The organism is Bradyrhizobium sp. SBR1B (assembly GCF_014198205.1).
In the GTDB taxonomy this organism is placed as follows: Bacteria; Pseudomonadota; Alphaproteobacteria; order Rhizobiales; family Xanthobacteraceae; genus Bradyrhizobium.
Genome location: NZ_JACIHC010000005.1, coordinates 563,877 through 582,956, shown reverse-complemented (window position 1 = coordinate 582,956; position 19,080 = coordinate 563,877). Strand labels below are relative to the sequence as shown.

16 protein-coding genes are annotated in these 19,080 nt (G+C 65.5%); 2 read left to right on the top strand and 14 right to left on the bottom strand.

Translation table 11 applies throughout. The annotated features are described in order from the left end of the window. Positions 1-247: 247 nt before the first annotated feature. Positions 248-1,615, bottom strand: a complete 1,368-nt coding sequence (locus tag GGD61_RS17350; protein ID WP_183230933.1) for an MmgE/PrpD family protein — start codon at positions 1,613-1,615, stop codon at positions 248-250. Between the two features lie 118 nt (positions 1,616-1,733). On the opposite strand from GGD61_RS17350, the gene GGD61_RS17345 reads away from it, so the two are divergent. Both GGD61_RS17345 and GGD61_RS17340 read left to right on the top strand, forming a co-directional pair. Beyond that, entirely contained in the window at positions 1,734-2,849 is a 1,116-nt protein-coding gene (locus tag GGD61_RS17345; protein ID WP_179732657.1) for an aromatic acid exporter family protein, read from the top strand. Between the two features lie 316 nt (positions 2,850-3,165). Then, positions 3,166-3,660, top strand: a complete 495-nt coding sequence (locus tag GGD61_RS17340; RefSeq protein ID WP_183230932.1) for a septal ring lytic transglycosylase RlpA family protein — start codon at positions 3,166-3,168, stop codon at positions 3,658-3,660. A 16-nt stretch (positions 3,661-3,676) separates the two neighbouring features. Here GGD61_RS17340 and GGD61_RS17335 read toward each other — a convergent pair whose 3' ends face one another. The 13 genes from GGD61_RS17335 to dnaN all read right to left on the bottom strand — a co-directional run bounded on the left by GGD61_RS17335 (position 3,677) and on the right by dnaN (position 18,927). Continuing rightward, a complete protein-coding gene (locus GGD61_RS17335) occupies positions 3,677-4,339 on the bottom strand; it encodes a 2-hydroxychromene-2-carboxylate isomerase (RefSeq protein WP_183230931.1) in 663 nt (220 codons plus the stop codon). Beyond that, entirely contained in the window at positions 4,336-4,824 is a 489-nt protein-coding gene (locus GGD61_RS17330; RefSeq protein WP_183230930.1) for a DUF2867 domain-containing protein, read from the bottom strand. Before GGD61_RS17330 ends, GGD61_RS17335 begins: the two co-directional genes overlap by 4 nt. Continuing rightward, positions 4,821-6,215, bottom strand: coding sequence for an MATE family efflux transporter (locus GGD61_RS17325; protein WP_092251520.1), 1,395 nt, complete (start codon positions 6,213-6,215; stop codon positions 4,821-4,823). Before GGD61_RS17325 ends, GGD61_RS17330 begins: the two co-directional genes overlap by 4 nt. 203 nt (positions 6,216-6,418) lie before the next feature. After that, entirely contained in the window at positions 6,419-7,714 is a 1,296-nt protein-coding gene (murA, locus tag GGD61_RS17320) for a UDP-N-acetylglucosamine 1-carboxyvinyltransferase (protein WP_092251522.1), read from the bottom strand. A gap of 134 nt (positions 7,715-7,848) precedes the next feature. Further along, a complete protein-coding gene (locus GGD61_RS17315; protein WP_018319455.1) occupies positions 7,849-8,316 on the bottom strand; it encodes a hypothetical protein in 468 nt (155 codons plus the stop codon). Positions 8,317-8,399: 83 nt separating this feature from the next. Continuing rightward, positions 8,400-9,038 carry a phospholipid scramblase-related protein gene (locus tag GGD61_RS17310; RefSeq protein ID WP_092251523.1) on the bottom strand — a complete coding sequence of 213 codons (639 nt, stop codon included), beginning with the start codon at positions 9,036-9,038 and terminating at the stop codon, positions 8,400-8,402. A 249-nt stretch (positions 9,039-9,287) separates the two neighbouring features. Further along, on the bottom strand, positions 9,288-11,723 hold the full coding sequence (gene gyrB, locus GGD61_RS17305) for a DNA topoisomerase (ATP-hydrolyzing) subunit B (RefSeq protein WP_018319458.1): 2,436 nt from the start codon (positions 11,721-11,723) through the stop codon (positions 9,288-9,290). 283 nt (positions 11,724-12,006) lie between these two features. After that, the gene (locus GGD61_RS17300) at positions 12,007-12,579 is read right to left on the bottom strand and encodes a hypothetical protein (RefSeq protein ID WP_092251524.1); all 573 of its coding nucleotides are present in this window, start codon (positions 12,577-12,579) and stop codon (positions 12,007-12,009) included. Between the two features lie 250 nt (positions 12,580-12,829). Beyond that, positions 12,830-14,986, bottom strand: coding sequence for a hypothetical protein (locus GGD61_RS17295; RefSeq protein WP_092251525.1), 2,157 nt, complete (start codon positions 14,984-14,986; stop codon positions 12,830-12,832). 157 nt (positions 14,987-15,143) lie between these two features. Beyond that, complete coding sequence (locus GGD61_RS17290; protein ID WP_092251526.1) at positions 15,144-15,887, bottom strand: hypothetical protein; 744 nt, start codon at positions 15,885-15,887, stop codon at positions 15,144-15,146. A gap of 119 nt (positions 15,888-16,006) precedes the next feature. Next, entirely contained in the window at positions 16,007-17,143 is a 1,137-nt protein-coding gene (gene recF, locus GGD61_RS17285) for a DNA replication/repair protein RecF (protein ID WP_018319462.1), read from the bottom strand. Between the two features lie 89 nt (positions 17,144-17,232). Next, the gene (locus GGD61_RS17280) at positions 17,233-17,598 is read right to left on the bottom strand and encodes an endonuclease domain-containing protein (protein ID WP_018319463.1); all 366 of its coding nucleotides are present in this window, start codon (positions 17,596-17,598) and stop codon (positions 17,233-17,235) included. A 210-nt stretch (positions 17,599-17,808) separates the two neighbouring features. Beyond that, on the bottom strand, positions 17,809-18,927 hold the full coding sequence (dnaN, locus tag GGD61_RS17275; protein ID WP_018319464.1) for a DNA polymerase III subunit beta: 1,119 nt from the start codon (positions 18,925-18,927) through the stop codon (positions 17,809-17,811). Between the last annotated feature and the right edge of the window lie 153 nt (positions 18,928-19,080).

Genomic DNA, 19,080 nt, shown 5'->3' with positions numbered 1-19,080 from the left:
CGGCTGTCCTGTCCGCTTCACCGCCATCGTCATTCCCCCAAGGCTTTGCCCTAGGGAATCACAACTGGCGGATTACGCAACAGGCCCCTTGTGGGAGAGGGTGGCTCGCCGCGTAGCGGCGAGACGGGTGAGGGGTCTCTCTCCGCACGCCTCCCATGCAGTTGATTGCGCGGAGACGTACCCCTCATCCGGCGCTTCGCGCCACCTTCTCCCACAAGGGGAGAAGGGAAGGAAAGAGCCGTCGCTTCTACCGGCCCAATTCCGTCGCCTTGGCCACGCGATCGAATCGCTCCAGCGTCATGATCGCATCCGCGAATTTTTCCGCGCGCGCGTTCAGCACGGGGCGCGCCAGCGTCAGGAATTTCTGCTGCATGGCCTGCGCGTCCGGGAACGAATTCGGCTCGCCGGACGGGTCCGCATAGAGCCGCTCATGCACGCCATCGTCCGTCGTGATGCTGACGCGGGCGCCGAACGGATGGGTGCGGCCGATCTCGAGCCGGTCGTCCTGGACCACGTCAAACTTGTCGGCAAGTGCGTCGATGGCGGCGTCGCCGAGGCGGTTATAGTCGTCCCAGCCGAACGAACCCTGGTCGAGCGCGAGTGCGCCGGTGAAGAACATCGAGAACTGGCCGCCGACGATCGAGGTCGGATGACGCTTGGTGGCGGCATCGCCGGTCAAGGTGATGCCGTTCCGATGCAAACCGATCTCGACGCGCTTGACCTGGTCGGGCGTCAGATTGTGCTCGCGACGCATCGCGATCAGCGCATCGATCGCGGCATGGGTATAGCGGCAGCTCGGATATGGCTTCACGCCGATCTTCATGGTCTCGTAGGTCTTGCCGAGTTCGGCGACCGCCTTGTCCGGATGCGCATCGTCGGTGTAGCCGGCGAGCAGGCCGTGCTTGCCCTCAACTGATTCCGTCGCGCCGACGAAATCGCTGCGCGCCAGCGTCGCGGCGATCACGCCGTTCATCGCAGCGGCGCCGACCTGGTAGCGCTTGTTCCAGGCGCCGTTGACCAGGAATTGCAGCGAGCCGGCGGCCTGGCTGCCGGAGACACCGAAGGCGGCGATGAGCTGCTGCTCGGACAGCCCGAACAGTTTGCCGGCGGCGGCCGCCGCGCCATAGGTGCCGGCGGTCGCGGTCGGGTGGAAGCCGCGCGCATAATGCGAGGTCGGGTCGAGTGCGTTGCCGAGCCGGCAGCAGACCTCATAACCCGCGACGATCGCGGTCAGCACGTCGCGGCCCGATGCGCCGACCATCTCGCCGACGGCGAAGGCAGCCGGAACGACCGGCGCGCTCGGATGTAGCGAGGAATCCGCGTGGGTGTCGTCGAAGTCGAGGGAATGGCCGAGTGCGCCATTGAGCAGCGCCGCGACCGCGGGCGTCCAGGTCTTGGAGTCGCCGAACACGGTGGATTCGCCCTTGGTGTCGAGCGCCAGCGCCTCCAGCATTTTCAGCATCGACGGGGTCGACTCCGCCTCGCGCCTGGCCCGGATCGCGCTGCCGAGGAAGTCCAGCGTCAGCACCTTGGCGCGGTCCAGCACTTCGGCCGGAATATCCTGGTATTTCAGGTTGAAGACATAGGCGGCGAGCGTTGCGGTTTCGTGGGCCATCGTGTTTCCTCGCTTTGGCGCGCAAGTTAGGCGGGCTGATTGGGCCTTTCAAGCGGCCTCGGGGCCGCGGGCATCAGCCATGCTTTTGCTTGGCCCGAGAAGATTGGGACGTCTGACGATGGCATTCGCAGGACAGGTGTGGGAGCGGATCAGGTCGCGGCGGACGCAACTCGGGCTGGCGATCCGGGTCACGGTGGCCGCGACCGCGGCCTATGCGCTGGCCACCGCGCTGCATCTGCTATTGCCGCTCTGGGCGGTGCTGACCTCGCTGATCGTGACCCAGATGAGCGTCGGCCGCTCGTTGAAAGCGACGCGCGACTACATGCTCGGCACCATCGGCGGCGCCATCTATGGCGGCGCTATCGCGATCCTGATTCCTTATTCCAGCGAGGCAGGCCTGCTCGGCCTGCTGGTGCTCTCGGTCGCGCCGCTCGCCTTCATCGCCGCGATCAATCCGAGCCTCAGCGCCGCCACCGTGACCGCCGTGATCGTGCTCCTGGTTCCGACCATGCATCACTCCGATCCCATGACCTCGGCGATCGATCGCGTCAGCGAGGTCGCGGTCGGCGCCATTACGGGATTGCTGGTCTCGTTCCTGGTGCTGCCCTCGCGTGCGGTGCGGCAGATCCGTGCCAGCGCCGCGATCCTGCTCGAGCTGATCGCGGACGCGTTCACCGAGCTGCTCGCGGGCCTCACCCGCGGCCGCGACAACGACGCGCTACACCGGATCCAGGACGGGATCGGCACCGCGATGGTTGGTCTCACTGCGATCGGCGCTGAAGCCGAGCGCGAGCGCGCCGCACGGCTGTCGAGCGGTCCGGACACCGGGCCGCTGTTGCGCACCGTCCTGCGCCTGCGCCATGACGTCGTGATGATCGGCCGCGCCACCGTGGTGCCGTTGCCGATCGAGGTGCAGACGCGGCTCGCAGCTCCGCTGACGGAAGTGTCGGCCGTGATCGCACGCTTCTTGCGGTCGGCCGCGGCGGCCTTGCGCGAAGGCGCCGGCGCGCCGCCGATCCATCCCGTCCATGTCGCGCTTCAGCACTACGCCGAAGCGGTCGCCGCCGTCCGCCACGACGGCCTGATCCGCGGTCAGCCCGGCGACACTGCCGAACGCTTCTTCGCACTCGGCTTCTCGCTGGAGCAGATGCACCAGAATCTCTGCGACCTCGATCGCGTCGTCGGCGAATGGTCGGAGGCCTCGGCCGACAAGTCCGCGCGCGTTGCGGAGTGAGTTCGGCGCGTTCTCGTAAACGTCGGCTTTCGACAGCAATCCGCATGTCGTGCGGCTTGCTCTGATCGACTGCCTGCGACCCTTGAGACGATGCGCGCGCAAGGTTCCATCGGGTCATGCTGCTGACGCAATCTCTGTCTTAGTCGGTGTGAAGCTAAAACACTACGTGAGGACCACCCCGGTTCCCACGACGGTTCCGTAGCCAGGGGTTGGCTCGAATCCGCAAAACGATTGGCGCGAGTTCATGAACGCTTCTGCGTTCGCTTGACCACGTTTGCGGTTCTGGAACCGGACAATCCAAAAAATCACAGGACTTATGATGCTATTCCGCTCGAGCGCCGCAATTTGCGGCGCCCTGGTTGCGCTCGCCTTCTCTGTTGCCGTTGCTCGAAGTGAAACAGGCGGGGATCACTCAAGTGACGTCGTCGATGCCGCCTCCGGCGATGCGATCGTTGGCGCGGCGTCCACATACAATCCGTTCAAGCCCGGCAAGGAGGAGGGCGGTCCGAAGACAGCCACCGGCGAGCGTTATGATCCCTCTGCCTGGACGGCTGCCATCAAGACGAGCTTGCGTCGCAAATTCGGTGGGGTTCAATTTGGCGCGAGGCCGAAATATGCCCTCGTCGAAGCCGTGGGCAAGAAGGTCATCGTCAAGATAAATGACGTGGGGCCACTAAGACCTGGCCGCATCATTGACCTCAATGAGCGGACGATGCGCCATTTCGATCCAAGCATGGACCTCGGGGTCATTCCCGATGTGAGAGTGAGTCCGCTTGCAGGGGACAATTGGACCCCGGGGCCGGTGGGCTGAACACGGGCGGTGTTCGTCAATGTCGGCCCGGACGCTTCGTCAGCCCCTTGCCCTGCATGCGCCAGAGCAAGAGATCGATGCGGTCCTGGCCGAAGAACGGCTCGTTCTCGAATACGAAGGTCGGCACGCCCCAATGGCCGGAGGCGGCGTGATCCTTCTCGTTTCCGGCGATCACCTGCTCGTAGCGATCCGCGTCGGCGCTGATCGCTTCATCCATCGCGGCGAGGTCGAAGCCGGCGCTCTCGGCGGCGTGCGCGAGATGATCGCCTTCGTTCCAGCCCGCCACCGAGCCGTCCCACAGCACGCGCGCGATCGCTGAGGTGAATGCGAGCGAGCGTCCCTCGAGCTGCGCCATGGCGCCCAGGCGGGTCAGGCGGTGGATGTAGGGCTGCTCGGCCGCGACATCGAACGTCGTCTTGTCCTGCACGATCGGATCGGGCCGGGGAAAGCGGAACGGAATGCCCTCGTGCTGCGCCACGCGCGTGCTGTCGAGCACCACATAGCGAATGAAGTTCGGGCTGGCCTTCTTGAAGAAGCCGGGCACGCGGACCGCGAGCGGATAGACCGGCCGCAGGTTGACCGCGAGATCGTAGTCTTCGACGAGCTTCAGCGTCTTCGGCAGCGCCAGATAGCTGAAAGGGCTGCGGAAGGAGAAGAACAGGTCGACGGACAGCGTCATCGCGCCGGCTCCACGATCCGCCCCATCATGGCGCGGACGACGAGCTTGTGGAAGGGTGTGATGAGGGCGAGGTAGGTTCGGCCCAGAAGATTATGCGTCCGCACCAGCGTGGTCGAGGTCACCTGCCGGCTTGTGGCACCTCCTGCAACATCGACCACGATGCGGAAGTCGAGGTGGTAATCGTCGAAGCCCGCGACCAGACGCTCGGGCGTTTCGTCGACCACCGGAAACAGGCCGATCAATCCGCGCGGAGCCGGTGCGCCTTCGCCCGATGTCTTCAGCCCGAACGGCGTCACCAGAATGTTGCGCAGGCGCAGCAGCACGTCGATCCAGCGCGGTCCATGCAGCACCATCCGGGTGCAGGCCTCGCGGGCATTCACCGTCGCTGCGCCGATCTCGACGCGAAACGCGTCGACGAATTGCGCGCCTGCCAGCAGCGTGATGGCATCGACCTCGGGCGTGACTTCGCGGACGGTCCCGTTCATCCCGCCAGTCTGCGCGTCAGCATCCGGAAGCGCAAGATCAAGAGCCCGGCATAAACGAACGTCCCGAGCGAAAACCCGACCCAGACGCCGACCGCGCCGAGCCCGGCGTTGAAGGCCAGTACCCAGGCGATGGGAAAGGCGATGCCCCAGTAGCCGATTGCCGCGAACAGCAGCGTCATTCTCGTATCGTTGATGCCGCGCAGCGCGCCGCCCATGATGGTCTGCAGGCCGTCGGCGATGAAGAAGGTAGCGCCGACCAGCAGCAGCGTTGCGGTCAGCTCGATGGTGGCCGCGCTCGCCTCGCCGCTGCCGAAGAACAGCCGGCCCAGCTGATAGCGGCCGAGGATGATGGCGATCGTCAGGGCGGACACGAGCGCCATGCCGAGCACGGCGGCGACGAGCCCGGCGCGCTTCACCGCCGCCGGCTCGCCGCGGCCGAAGGCATGGCCGACCCGCACGGTGGCCGCCATGCCGATGCCGAGCGGCACCATGAACAGCACGGCGGTGATTTGCAGCGCGATCTGATGCGCGGCAATCGCGGCGGTCGAGATCAACCCCATCAGCAGCGCCGCCGAGGAGAACAGGCCATATTCCAGCAGCAGCGAAAACGAGATCGGCGCGCCGATCGCAATCAGCTGGCGCATCAGGGGCCAATCGATCCGCCATAGGCGGGCGAGCGGGCGGTAGTCCGAAAACGGCTTGCACAGCCCTGCGATGGCGAGCACGGCGATGAACGTGCCGAGATTGACGATCGTGGTCGCAAGTCCGGCGCCGAACAGGCCGAGCTCCGGCAGGCCGAACAGGCCGTGGATCAGGGCATAGACCAGCGCGGCATTGACCGGAATCGCCGCGAGCGTGATCCACAGCGGCGGCTGCGGCCGGTTCACTGCGCTCATCATGCTGCGCAGCGCGATGAAGCCGAGCGCCGGCGCGATGCCCCAGGCCAGGCCGTTGAGATAGCGCTGCGCCAGGGCGGCCGATTGCGGCGCCTGTCCGAGCGCGAGCAGGATCCGCTCGCCATAGAGCGGCGAGGCCATCATCGGCAGCGAGATCAGCAGCGCGACCCACAGGCCGACGCGCAAGGAGCGGCGGATCAGCCTGACGTCTCCGGCGCCGAATGCCTGCGCGGCCAGGGGCGACACCGCAGCCATCAATCCGAGCCCGAAGGTGAAGCTGACGAAATAAACGGTGTGCGCCAGCGCCGCCGCGGCTACCGCATCCTCGCCAAGCCGTCCGATCAGCGCGAGATCGGTCGTGATCATCGCGATCTGCCCGAGCTGCGTCAGCATCATCGGCACGGCCAGCCGCAGCGTCTCGACGAATTCTTCGGCGAGATGGTTTTGCGGCACGCCGGCTTGCGGCTGCGATCGATGTTGCACGGTGTCGAGCATTGCGGCTCATTAGCACGGCCGCGCGACGAAAACATGGCCCGTGAGAACGAGAGGTGAGGTGCTCTATCCGCTAGCTCGGTCTCGTAGGGTGGGCAAAGGCGCGTTTGCGCCCGTGCCCACCACCTCGTCAATATTGCAACAGAAGCGTGGGCACGCTTCGCTTTGCCCACCCTACGATACTGTGGTTGGGATGAGGGCGAGCCTCAGCCCTTCCGCTCCGGCACGCGCGTGATCTTCGCGCCCAGCGCGTTCAGCCGTTCCTCGATGCGCTCATAGCCGCGCTCGATCTGGTCGGCGTTGTTGATGGTGGAGGTGCCCTGGGCGCACACCGCGGCCAGCAGCATCGCCATGCCGGCGCGGATGTCGGGTGAGGTCATTGTCGCGCCGTGGAGGCGGCTGGGCCCTGCGATGATGGCGCGGTGCGGGTCGCACAGCACGATGCGCGCGCCCATTGCGATCAGCTTGTCGACGAAGAACATCCTGGATTCGAACATCTTCTCGAACATCAGGATCACGCCCTCGCATTGCGTGGCGGTGACGATCGCGATCGACATCAGATCGGCCGGGAAGGCCGGCCAGGGCTGGTCTTCCAGCTTCGGCACGTGGCCGCCGAAATCGTCCTGGATCTTCAGCGTCTGGTTCGCCGGCACGATCAGATCGTCGCCCTCGACGCGGCAGACGATGCCGAGCCGCTCGAAACCCATGCGGATCGAGCGCAGATGCTCGACGCCGGCGCGCGTGATGCGAAGCGGCGAGCGCGTCACGGCGGCAAGCCCGATCAACGAGCCGACCTCGATATGGTCGGGCTGGATCCGATAGGTCGCTTCTCCCAGCGTTGCGGGCCCATGAATGATCATGGTGTTGGTGCCGATGCCCTCGATCTTCGCACCGAGCGCGACCAGGAAGTTGGCGAGATCCTGCACATGCGGCTCGGAGGCCGCGTTGCGCAAATGGGTGACGCCGTCGGCGGCGACGGCCGCCACCAGCGCGTTCTCCGTCGCGGTGACGCTCGGCTCGTCCAGGAACACGTCCGCGCCGGCAAGCTTGGGCGCGCGGAATTCGAGCCGGTCGGTCGCGGTGACCCTGGCGCCGAGCTGCTCCAGCGCCAGCACATGGGTGTCCAGGCGGCGGCGGCCGATGACGTCGCCGCCGGGCGGCGGCAGCATCACCTCGCCGCAGCGCGCCAGCAGGGGGCCCGCGAGCAGGATCGAGGCGCGGATGCGCACGCACAGCTCAGGGTCGAGATCGGCAGCGCGGATGCTCTTGGCATGGATGTGAAGCGTGTTGCGCCCGGTCCATTCCGCCGCCGCGCCGACCGAGCGGATCAGCTCGACCAGCGTCTCGGTGTCGCGGATCCGTGGCACGTTCTCCAGCGTCACCGGATGCTCGGTGAGCAGCGCCGCGGCGATGATCGGCAGCGCCGAATTCTTGTTGCCGGACGGCTCGATCGAGCCCGAGAGCCGGTGACCGCCCTCGACGATGTATTGGATGGGCGCCACGGGGTTCTCGCTGTCTTGTTGGGTGGGCGGGCCTGTTTCGGGCGGAAACTACAAAGAATTGAGCAGGGGAGCAATTCCGCACTTGTTGCGGCGGAAGGCCACTCGGCGGCCGAGGAAACCCGTCGGACCCGCGTTTAGAACAGACCGATAACATTCGCCACCACATAAAGGATGACGATCAGCATCAGCACGCCCATGGCCAGGAAGGAGATTTCGACGGCAATGGCGCCGGCCCCAAGCGCGGCCGCGACGCCGGCCAGCAGCCGCTCTTCGCGAAACACCAGCGCGAGGACCGAGAGCAGGATGGCAAGCAGGCCGAGCGAGATCGCAGCGATCGAGGACGCCTCCCTCAATTGGCTCCCCGTCGACTTCTCCCGCGGCGGGGCTTGGTACTCGACGCCCTTGACGCGTGCGATCAGGCGATCCTTCAGTCGATGGCCGGTGTCGACGATCACTTTGTCCGCCGGCGGTGGCGGGTAGATCGCAGGTATGACCCAATGCGGCAACACGGCCGCGATCAGCGCCAGCACGCCGACGATGCTACCGATCACGCCGAGACGGCGGGATGGCGCGGCGGAACTGGTCGTTGCAGAGGCGGTCATGGCGTGACACTTCCCGGCCGGAATTGGCCTTGTGGGTCGGTTCAGGGAGCTGCGGTGGACAAGCGAGAGAGGTCCGCCGCGCTTCAATTGCGGAACAAGTTGATGACGCCGCCCTCGCCTTTGACTTCGAAATACATCAGATCGATGTAAATCGCAGCGGCAAGAACCAGCGCTCGCTCATCTTCCGTCAGACCGGGGTCTAGATATTCCACGAGAAAACTATCGCGGTCCGTAAACAGTTCGGAGGCAAGGCCGGACCATTTTTTCGCGACGCGCGCGTGCTCGTTCGCTCCACGCATGAACGGGAACGTCCACACGCGCCAAAATGGCGAACTGACCTCGAGCACCACTCTCCCCTGCGCATCGATCACATGGAATGTCTTGGTGAGAATCGTAAACTGACGCTCGATCGTTCCGATGAGCCGGCCGTCGCGCGAATGCAGTTCCAGACACTGAAAGAACCAGCGGAAGGGATGAACCCCGCGCATGACCGGCTGTCGGGTGTTGTCGAAAAAATGGATCTCGAAAGAGCGCCAATGTCCAAATACTTGGCGCCCCAAGAAGCCGAGAAGTCCCTTTTGCTGTTCAGCCGCATAGAGCAGATCGCGACCATTTTGATCGCAGATGCGGTACTTATTGCGGGTTTCCAAACCGAAGAGCTCGGCCAATTCGAAGGCCTGCTGCACGAACATTTGGCGCTGGCCAGCTAAAGTCGACAACATTCGTTCGGACCTCTTCCAGTGCCGGCTACGTCATTTTGTCGCGATGGCAGGTGGGGAGGTTCAGGTGATGGTGTTGCGGTGAAGGTGGTGCGCCCCCTCTCCCGCTTGCGGGGGAGGGCTGGGGTGGGGGTGTCTCCGCATCGGGATTGTTGAATTTACCGAGAGTATCCCCGCGAGGAGAATGCCCTCACCCGCCGCGCTCTGCGAGCGCGTCGGCCTCTCCCGCAAGCGGGAGAGGCGAAGCAAACCTCAGATATCGATCGTCGCGCTGAGCGAATGTTCCTGGATGAAGTCGCGGCGCGGTTCGACCACGTCGCCCATCAGCTTGGTGAAGATGTCGTCGGCCTCGTCGACCTCCTTGACCTTCACCTGCAGCAGCGAGCGCACGTCGGTGTCCAGCGTCGTCTCCCAGAGCTGCTCCGGGTTCATCTCGCCGAGACCTTTGTAGCGCTGCAGCGAGATGCCCTTGCGGCCGGCCTCGGTCACCGCCTCGAACAGGTCGACCGGGCCATGGACCATGTGCTCGGTATCCTTGCGACGCAGCTTGCCGGAGCGGGCGTAGACGTCCTGCAGCTTCGTCGTGTACTCGTCGAGCTTGCGGGCTTCGGCCGAGCCCAGGAAGGCATCGTCGATCACAGCGGCTTCCTTGACGCCGCGCACGGTGCGCTCGAACAGGAAGCCCTGGCCTTCCACGTATTGCCCGATCCAGCCGCGCTCGACCTCTTCGGCCTGATTGTCCAGCCGGCTCGCGATGTATTGGGCGGCGGCCGCGGCGTTCTCGGGATTGCCGTAGATCGATTTGTTCAGCACGCCGGTGATGGCGGCCTGCTCGATCACCTTGCGGTTATAGCGGCTATGCAGGTTGCGCAGGATGCTGCGGACCACGCGCGCGTCCTCGACCAGTGAGCGCAAATCGCGGCCGGTGCGGTCGCCGCCGGTACCGGGAATGTAGACGCAGTCATCCAAGCCGGCGTCGATCAGATAGTCTTCCAGCGCCCGTTCGTCCTTCAGATACTGCTCGGACTTGCCGCGGGAAACCTTATAGAGCGGCGGCTGGGCGATATAGAGATAGCCGCCGTCGATGATGTCGCGCATCTGCCGGTAGAAGAAGGTCAGCAGCAGCGTGCGGATGTGGGCGCCGTCGACGTCGGCGTCCGTCATCACGATGATCTTGTGGTAGCGCAGCTTCTCGACCGAGAATTCGTCGCTGATGCCGGTGCCGAGCGCGGTGATCAGCGTGCCGATCTGCTCCGACGACAGCATCTTGTCGGGACGGACGCGTTCGACGTTGAGGATCTTGCCGCGCAGCGGCAGTACCGCCTGGAATTCGCGGTTGCGGCCCTGCTTGGCGCTGCCGCCTGCCGAGTCACCCTCGACGATGAAGAGTTCGGATTTGGCCGGATCCTTCTCCTGGCAGTCGGCGAGCTTGCCGGGCAGCGAGGAGACCGAGAGCGGGCTCTTGCGCGTCAGCTCGCGGGCTTTTCGCGCGGCCTCACGCGCGGCGGCGGCCTGGATCACCTTGCCGACGATCATCTTGGCTTCGCTCGGATGCTCCTCGAACCAGGCCTGGAGCGCCTCGTTGAGGACGTTCTCGACCACGGGACGCACTTCCGAGGACACCAGCTTGTCCTTGGTCTGCGACGAGAATTTCGGATCGGGCACCTTCACCGACAGCACGGCGGTGAGGCCTTCGCGGCAATCGTCGCCGGTCAGCGCGATCTTTTCCTTTTTCGCATTGGCCTCGGCATAGCCGTTGACCTGGCGCGTCAGCGCGCCGCGGAAGCCGGCCAGATGGGTGCCGCCGTCCCGCTGCGGGATGTTGTTGGTGAAGCACAGCACGTTCTCGTGGTAGCTGTCGTTCCACCACAACGCCGCCTCGACGCCGATGCCGTTGGCTTCCGCGCGCACCATGATCGGCGCCGGCACGATCGCCTTCTTGTTGCGGTCGAGATATTTGACGAATTCCTCGACGCCGCCGGAATAGTGCATCTCCTCGCGCTTCTCGACCGCGTGACGCATGTCGGAGAGGGCGATGTTGACGCCGGAATTGAGAAAGGCGAGCTCGCGCAGCCGATGCTCGAGCGTGGCGAAATCATATTCGATGTTCTTGAAGGTCTCGGTCGAGGCGAGGAACGTCACCTCGGTGCCGCGTTTGCCCGGCGCGTCGCCGACCACCACCAGCGGTGCGACGGCATCGCCATGGGCGAACTCGATGTAGTGCTCCTTGTTGTCGCGCCAGATGCGCAAGCCGAGCTTGCTCGACAGCGCGTTGACGACGGAGACGCCGACGCCGTGCAGGCCGCCGGAGACCTTGTAGGAGTTCTGGTCGAACTTTCCGCCGGCGTGCAGCTGGGTCATGATGACCTCGGCCGCCGAGATGCCTTCGCCCTTGTGGATGTCGACGGGAATGCCGCGGCCGTCGTCGCGCACGGTGACGGAATTGTCGGCATTGAGCACGACGTCGACACGCGTGGCGTGGCCCGCCAGCGCCTCGTCGATCGCGTTGTCGACGACTTCGTAGACCATGTGGTGCAGGCCGGAGCCGTCGTCGGTGTCGCCGATATACATGCCCGGGCGCTTGCGGACGGCATCGAGACCCTTGAGCACGCGGATCGATTCCGCGCCGTAATCGCTCGCGGTGGAGGGCTCGTTTTCGGCAGCGGGCTGCCGAGCAGGTTCTGTCATGAGAGGCCTTCGAGATGTCGCCCGAATCAGCGGCGCAAAAGGCGCTGATTTGCGAGCTATTTGTGCCACGAAAGAGGGCCTGCGCCTAGCGCAAAGTATCTTCCGTCAACCCTTTGACTAAATGGGGTTTTTAGGCCGGTTTTCAAGGCGTTCGAAGGCCGATTCCGAGGCTGGCCAAAAGCCCGATTCGAGGCCTCTTTTGGGCCCGCTGAGGCGGGGTTTTTGCGGGCGCGCGCAGGCCTGTTCCGAGGCGGCGCCGTGGTGTTCCGGAAGAAGCCTGGGTTCAGTAGATCTGGTCCGACTTGCTGTCGTCACTCAACCTGAGGGACCAAGCCTCGCCTGCGGCCAAAGTGATGGTGTCGGTGTGCACCATGTGACCCGACACGCGTAGCGCGTAGGAGTACGTGCCGGGCGGCAGATCCAGCACTTGTGGATGGTTGACGCCGCCCGCGATCTCGATGGTCTGGTCGTTGATCGTGAGCGAGGCCACGTCAGGTACGAGATAGCCGAAGATCAGCCGCGCGTGTCCTGCTATCGGCAGGAAGTTTGCCTTGGCCACGACCTCCGTATTTCGCTGCACGAGGTCGACCGTGGTCTCGCCCTTGGCGCGGTCGAGCGTCAGCATGCCCGGCCCTTTCGGCGAGGCGAAGACGAGCAGCGCGTGATCGGCGGCGACCATCGCGCCATCAGGCTTCTCCTGCCAGCCGCGCTTTCCGAGTTCCGCGCGATAGAAGGCCAGTACGTCGCTGAGTTCTGCGGGCACATGGGCTTTGAGCTCGAGCCGGAACGGGATTTCGATGCCGGACGCGTGCGCGGTGCTGAAGCTTGCGTGACTGGCTCGCGTCGGCACGGGCATGTCGGCGTGGGAATCTGCTGCGGTAAGCGGCTCCTGCGAACAAGCTGCAAGAAGAGGGAGGCCGCACATCAATAGCCACCACCGTGACGGGACCTTCGTCCCGCGCCTTACCGTCGTCATGCCTACTCTCCAGGAATGCCGCGATCTTCGCGCAATACAGCGGCTGCGACACCGTCGCCGCCGCCTCTCGACGACTAGTCGGCCCACGAACCGGACAGGTTCAACCTGGTCGTTACAGGCGCAAGCGGGGTCAATACATCTGCAACGGCAGTACGTCACCGCTCGGCCCCACCAGCAGGCCCCAGGCGTCACCGGCAGCGACGGTGAGGGTCTCGGTGTGGGCCGGGCGCCCGGGCATGCGCAGGGCGTACTGGTAGGTGCCCGGCGGCAGGTCGAGCATCGGGCCTTTCGGCGATTGCGGACCGCCGGCGCCGGCCGCGATCTTCACCGTCTGCTTGTTGATGGTCAGCGAGGCTTCCTTCGCCCCGATATTGCCCAGCATCAGCCTGGCCTGGCCGGGCTTCGGCATGATGTCGGCCTTCACAGCGGCATCCGGATTCTTCTGCGCCAGACTGACCGTGGTCTCGCCCTTGGCGCGGCCGAGCTTGAGCACGGCCGGGCCTTGCGGCGAGGTGAAGTCGATCTGCGCGCGTTCGGCGGACACGGTGGCGCCGTCGGCCTTTTCCTGCCACCCGAGCTTGGAAAGCTCGGCCCGGTAGAAGGCCAGGACATCGCCGAGCGGGGCCGGGATGCTGGCTGCCAGCTCGCGGCGGAACGGCATCTCGCTACCCGGCATTTTGGTGGTGGCGAGCGAGGTCGAGGACCGCTGCGTCGGCACGGGGAGCTGGGATTCAGGGTCGGGCTTGAGCGGCTCGGAGGATTTGGCCTGCACGTCCGCGGTGGCCGCCGGCTTCGCGGCGACCATCACCAGCCCCGATCCGTCGGCGCGCACGCTCACCTTCGGACCCATCTGCATCACGGTCATCGAGATCGATTTGCCGCTCTTGGAGAATTCCATCACCGCCATGTTGGGCTGGTTGATGACGGAGGGCTGCTCCTTCCAGCCGGCGGGCTTGAGCGATGCGCGATAGAACGCGGTGAGCGCCTTGACGCTCGAGGCGGAGGAGAATTCGAGATGGCCGTCGTCGCCCTCGAATTTCACGCCTTCGGCGTTTTCGGGCAGCGGCACCGGCGTGTTGCTGCCCGCGAGCGCAGTGAGTGGCGCATCCGACAGGGAGGCGGCCTGTGTCTTGCGCCTGGCCCCGTCGGCGGCAATGAGCTGCTGGGCCGCCCCCAAGGCATCGCCGAGAAATCTCTCGTCGGCCTCCTTCTTCGCCTTGGCGCGGGCCGCAAGTGCGGAGTCCTTCACCTGCGCGGTCAGGCTGATCATGGTGAAATCATATTTGCGGCCGAGCCGCAGCACGCCAGTTTCCTCGGCGTTGGAGATCTTGATCGCGACGTCGTCGCCGGGCGCGAGCGGCGCATTGCCATCTTCCTGCCAGCCACGCGCGGCGAACTCGCGGTGATAGAACGCGAGCACGGCGGGCAGCTCGGCCATCGCGGCGGCCGACATCTCGCGCTTGTTGGAGCTCGCGCTGCCGAGGCCTCTCGCCGATTTGGTCGGCTTCGGCCGCGGCAAGCCCGCCATGTCATCGTCGGCCTCGAGCTCCTGGGGCAGCGCGAACGGCGCCACCCGGATGTCGACATTGGTGCGGCCGTCGTCGCGTCGTGTCAGGGTCAGCATCACCGGCTTCTGGTAGATGTGCGTCGCGTCGCGATCGGGGTGGTCGTAAAAGACGCGCACGCCGTTCGGGACGGTCCCGTCAAGATCGGCGTTCGGCCAGCGCGAGGACGTTTCAGGCGTGAGCTTGCGCCATCCCATGGCCGCCATGTCCTTGGCAAAGAACTCGGAGGTCGCCTCGAACGCACCGGGCGCGATGCAGCCGAGATAGGGTCGGGTCTCGTCGAACACGAGATCGGTCGCGCCGTCCGGGAACGGCACGTTCGCATAGATCCGGTTCGGCGTGTAGAACACGGCGGATTGGTCGGAGCGCCCGCGTGCCTGTGTGAAGGAGACGCGCAGCCCCTGCTGTCCTTTCTTGAAGGTCAGCGCGGCACTCTTCTCGTCCAGCGGATACACATAGGGCACCCAGCCGTCGGCGCTCAGCAGCTTCTTCGTGGCGTCGGACGTGGCGGCAAGGGCGGTCGGGACGGTGTAGATGACGCGATAGGTGTCGGGGCGCGAAGTATCCTCCACCGCGCCGTCCAGCCGTGGCAGCGTATGGACGTCGACGAAGCTGTCGTCTGCCGCGTCCGCGGGATACGACGTGCTCGCCATCGCGAGAACGCCGCAGGCAAGCAGCAGCCATCTTGCCGGGACTTGCGCCCCAAGCGGGATCATCCGCATCGTCAAACTCCTGGGTGTTGCGCGGGCCGTCGCCCTGCGCATGGGCAGGCTGCGACACCTCGGCGCGCGGCCTCAGACGAGAAGTCGCGATGGGAACCGGAGAGGTTCAACGGACGGCGTACGAGCGGCGTCATGGGCCTGATCAGGCAGGCATGGCTCAATACAGCTGGAGCGGCGGCCAGGCGTCTCCGTCGCGTCCGATCGTGAGCTCCCAGGCATCGCCGACGGCAAGGGTGAGGACGTTCGTAGTGGCTGAATGGTCTGGCCCGCTCAGTTCGTAGGAATACTTGCCGGGCGCCAGGTCCAGCGATACCGCATTGGCGCCGGCGGCGCGCTTGACGGTTCGTGCGTTGATCGTGAGCGCCGCGTCCCTCCCGCTGATGTTGCTGAACACCAGTTTCGCCTGGCCGGGTTCGGGCATGATATTGGCCCGGGTCGCCGCATCGGCGTTCTTCTGCACGAGATGGATCGAGGTACTGCTGTCCTTGCGGGCGAGCTGCAGCGCGGCCGGCCCCAGCGGGGAGGCGAAGGCGAGCTGGGCGTGATCGGTTGCGATCACCGCGCCATCGGTCTGTTCCTGCCAGCCAAGCTTTCCAAGCTCCGTGCGATAGAAGCTGAGGACGTCGCCGAGCTCTGCGGGCACGGTGGTTTCGAGCCTGGTGCGGAGCGGGGCTTCGACGCCGGGCATCACGGTGGTGTGGGTCCCTCGATAGAGGTAGCGGGTCGGCGCGGGCAGCCGCGCATCGGGATCCGGCGTGAGCGCGGCCGAGAACAGTGGCGACAAATTCGATACCCAGGCGCCGGCGCTTGCCGCGAGCAGGCAGCTCGCGAACAGGGCGAGGCCGCACGCAAGAAGTTGCCATCGCGCTGGAGCTGTCGCCCCATGCCTTACCGTCGTCATGCCTATGCTCCAAGCATCGCGTGTGTGTGAAATACTGCGCGATTGCACAACGGCGACACCGTCGGCGCCGCTTCAGACAGCTAGTCGCTGATGGAACAGGGCGGGTTCAACCCGGAGGCCTAACGTCGAGACGAGACCTGTCCGCTCTCGACGTCGAAGACTTCGCCTCCAGCGCCGATCTCGGTGAAGGCCGCCGGGTCCGCGCCGGTCAGCCACACTTGCGCGCCGAGCTTGCGCAGCTCGTCGAACAGCGCGGCGCGCCTGCTAGGATCGAGATGGGCGACGACCTCGTCGAGCAGCAGCAGCGGCACGATTCCGGTCATCTCGGCGACCAGGCTCGCATGCGCCAGCACGAGACCGATCAGCAGCGCCTTCTGCTCGCCTGTGGACGCATCACGCGCGGGCATGCTCTTCGGCGCATAGATCACCTGGAGATCGGTGAGATGCGGACCGTCGGTGGTGCGGCCGGCGATTGCATCGCGCGGCCGGTTGTCGCGCAGGATCTGGCGGTAGCGATCCTCGACCGACGTCGCCGTCTCAGTCAGCAGCGCGTTCTCCATCCAGCCGTCGAGCGCGATCTGCGCCGAGGGAAAGGCGGAGGCCTGCGCGCGCGCATTGAGCATGCCGGTGAGCCTTGCTGCGGTCTGGCCGCGCGTCGCTGCGACCGCGACGGCAAGCTCCGCGGTCTCGCGCTCGATGGCGTCGCACCAATGGTCGTCGTAATTGCGGGTTTCGAGCAGGCGGTTGCGCGAGCGCAGCGAGCGCTCCAGCGCGTTGATGCGGCTCGAATGCTCATTGTCGATCGCCAGCACCAGGCGGTCGAAGAAACGCCGCCGCTCCGAGCCCGCGCCCATGAACAGCCCGTCCATCGCCGGCGTCAGCCACACCATGCGGATATGGTCGCCGAAGGCCGTCGCGGACCCCACCGGCTCGCGGTCGATGCGGCAGCGCCGGCTCACCGCGCTGTCGGGGCGCGGCGCATCGATACCGGTGCCGAGCGTGGCCAGCCCCAGCGCGCCCTCGACCTGCGCCGAGACGGCCCAGGATCCGTCGCCCTGGTTGTCGGCGACGTCTTCCAGCGTCGCCCTCCGCAAGCCGCGTCCGGGCGACAGAAACGAGATCGCCTCGATGCAATTGGTCTTGCCCGCCCCGTTCGGCCCGACCAGCGCCACCATGTCAGCCGCCGTCTCGAGCCCCGCCGCCCGATAATTGCGAAAATGCGTCAGCGTCAGGCGATGAATGCGGGAGGGGGTCATCAGTTATTCGATCTGGCGCGATTCTTCCCCCTCTCCCCTTGTGGGAGAGGGTGGCGCCTCACGCAGTGAGGCGACGGGTGAGGGGTATCTTACCGCCCGGCAAGCTTTGCAAGGATATCCTCTAATACAGAAGCGGGCTGCTGTAGCACGTCGTTGTTCCAGTAGCGCAATGTCCAAAACCCTTCGGCAGCAAGCGTCGCCTCTCGCGTCGCGTCACGTTGTGATTCTACGTGCTGGCTACCGTCGATCTCGATCACAAGGCGCTTTTCGAAACAGACAAAATCGAGAATGTAGTTTTTGAATGGTACCTGTCGGCGAAACTTGAAAGTGGAGACCCGACGATCCCTCAGCAAGCGCCACATTGCGGTTTCAGCATCGGTTGGTTCGTGCCGCATGTTCTTCGCGAATTGGCGGAGACGCTTGGCGACTGGCCGATGGGATGGCTCCTGCGGCACGAACCCCTCACCCGACTGAGTGTGTATCCGCCACCGGAGCTGCCCTCTCCCACAAGGGGGGAGGGCACAACAACGTGCGTCGCGCTTGTGGCGACAGGAAAGGCTGTAGCTTCACCCTCTTCCCTCGTGGGAGAGGGTGGCTTCGCGCACCGAAGCCGGGTGAGGGGTTGTCTCCGCGTACAAGGTATCGCGAGAGGGGGAGCACGTCCCTCACACCCGCATCGGCATCAGCACATACAGCGCGCTCTTGTCGTCGCGGTCTTGGACCAGGGTCGGGGAGCCGGGATCGGCGAGCCTGAGTGTTGCGACGTCGCCTTCGATCTGGGCGGCGATGTCGAGCAAATAGCGCGAGTTGAAGCCGATATCGAGGGCGTCGGAGGCGTATTCGACTTCGAGCTCTTCGGTGGCGCTGCCGGAATCCGGATTGGTCACCGACAGCACCAGCTTGCCCGGTGACAGCGACAACTTCACCGCCCGGCCGCGCTCGCTCGAGATCGTCGAGACGCGGTCGACCGCGTTCTCGAAATCCTTCTTGTCGACGACGAGCTCCTTGTCGTTGCCCTGCGGGATGACGCGGCCGTAGTCGGGGAAGGTGCCGTCGATCAGTTTCGAGGTCAGCACGACATTCCCGATCGTAAAGCGGATTTTTGCCTGCGACAGCTCGATCGTCATCTCGGCGTCGGTGTCCTCGATCAGGCGCTGCACCTCGCCGACGGTCTTGCGCGGCACGATCACGCCGGGCATGCCCTCGGCGCCTTTGGGCTGCACCAAATCGAGCTGGGCGAGGCGGTGACCATCGGTGGCGACGCCGCGTAAGGTCGCGGCCTTGGGCGTGCCGGCGGCGTGCAGGTAGATGCCGTTGAGATAATAACGGGTCTCCTCGGTGGAGATCGCGAACTGGGTGCGGTCGATCAGCCGCTTGACGTCCTTGGCGGCGAGCGAGAACGAGTGCGACATGTCGCCGGCGGCCAGATCCGGGAAATCATTCTCCGGCAGGGTCTGCAGCGTGAAGCGCGAGCGACCGGCGCGGATCGCCAGCACGGCGCGGTCGCCGTCGGCCTCCAGCACGATCTGCGAGCCGTCCGGCAGCTTGCGCACGATGTCGTAGAACATGTGCGCCGGCACGGTGGTGGAGCCCGCGGTCGCGGTTTCCGCCGGCAGCGTCTCCGTCACCTCGAGGTCGAGGTCGGTCGCTTTCAGCGACAATTTGGCGTTCTCGGCCCGGACCAGCACGTTGCCGAGGATCGGAATCGTGTTGCGGCGCTCGACCACGCGGTGGACGTGGCCCAGTGACTTCAGGAGTTGCGCGCGTTCGACCGTAACCTTCATTGCACTACTCGCCCGATCCCCAAATGAAGAAGCCGGGCGGTCGAAAAGCCCCGCCGCGGCACCGATGACCCCGGCAGGTCAGGGCCATCCAACCGATATGACCAAAGCCGCCAGGGTCGCGCAAGGTGGCTCGGATGGCCCCCGGATTCAAGG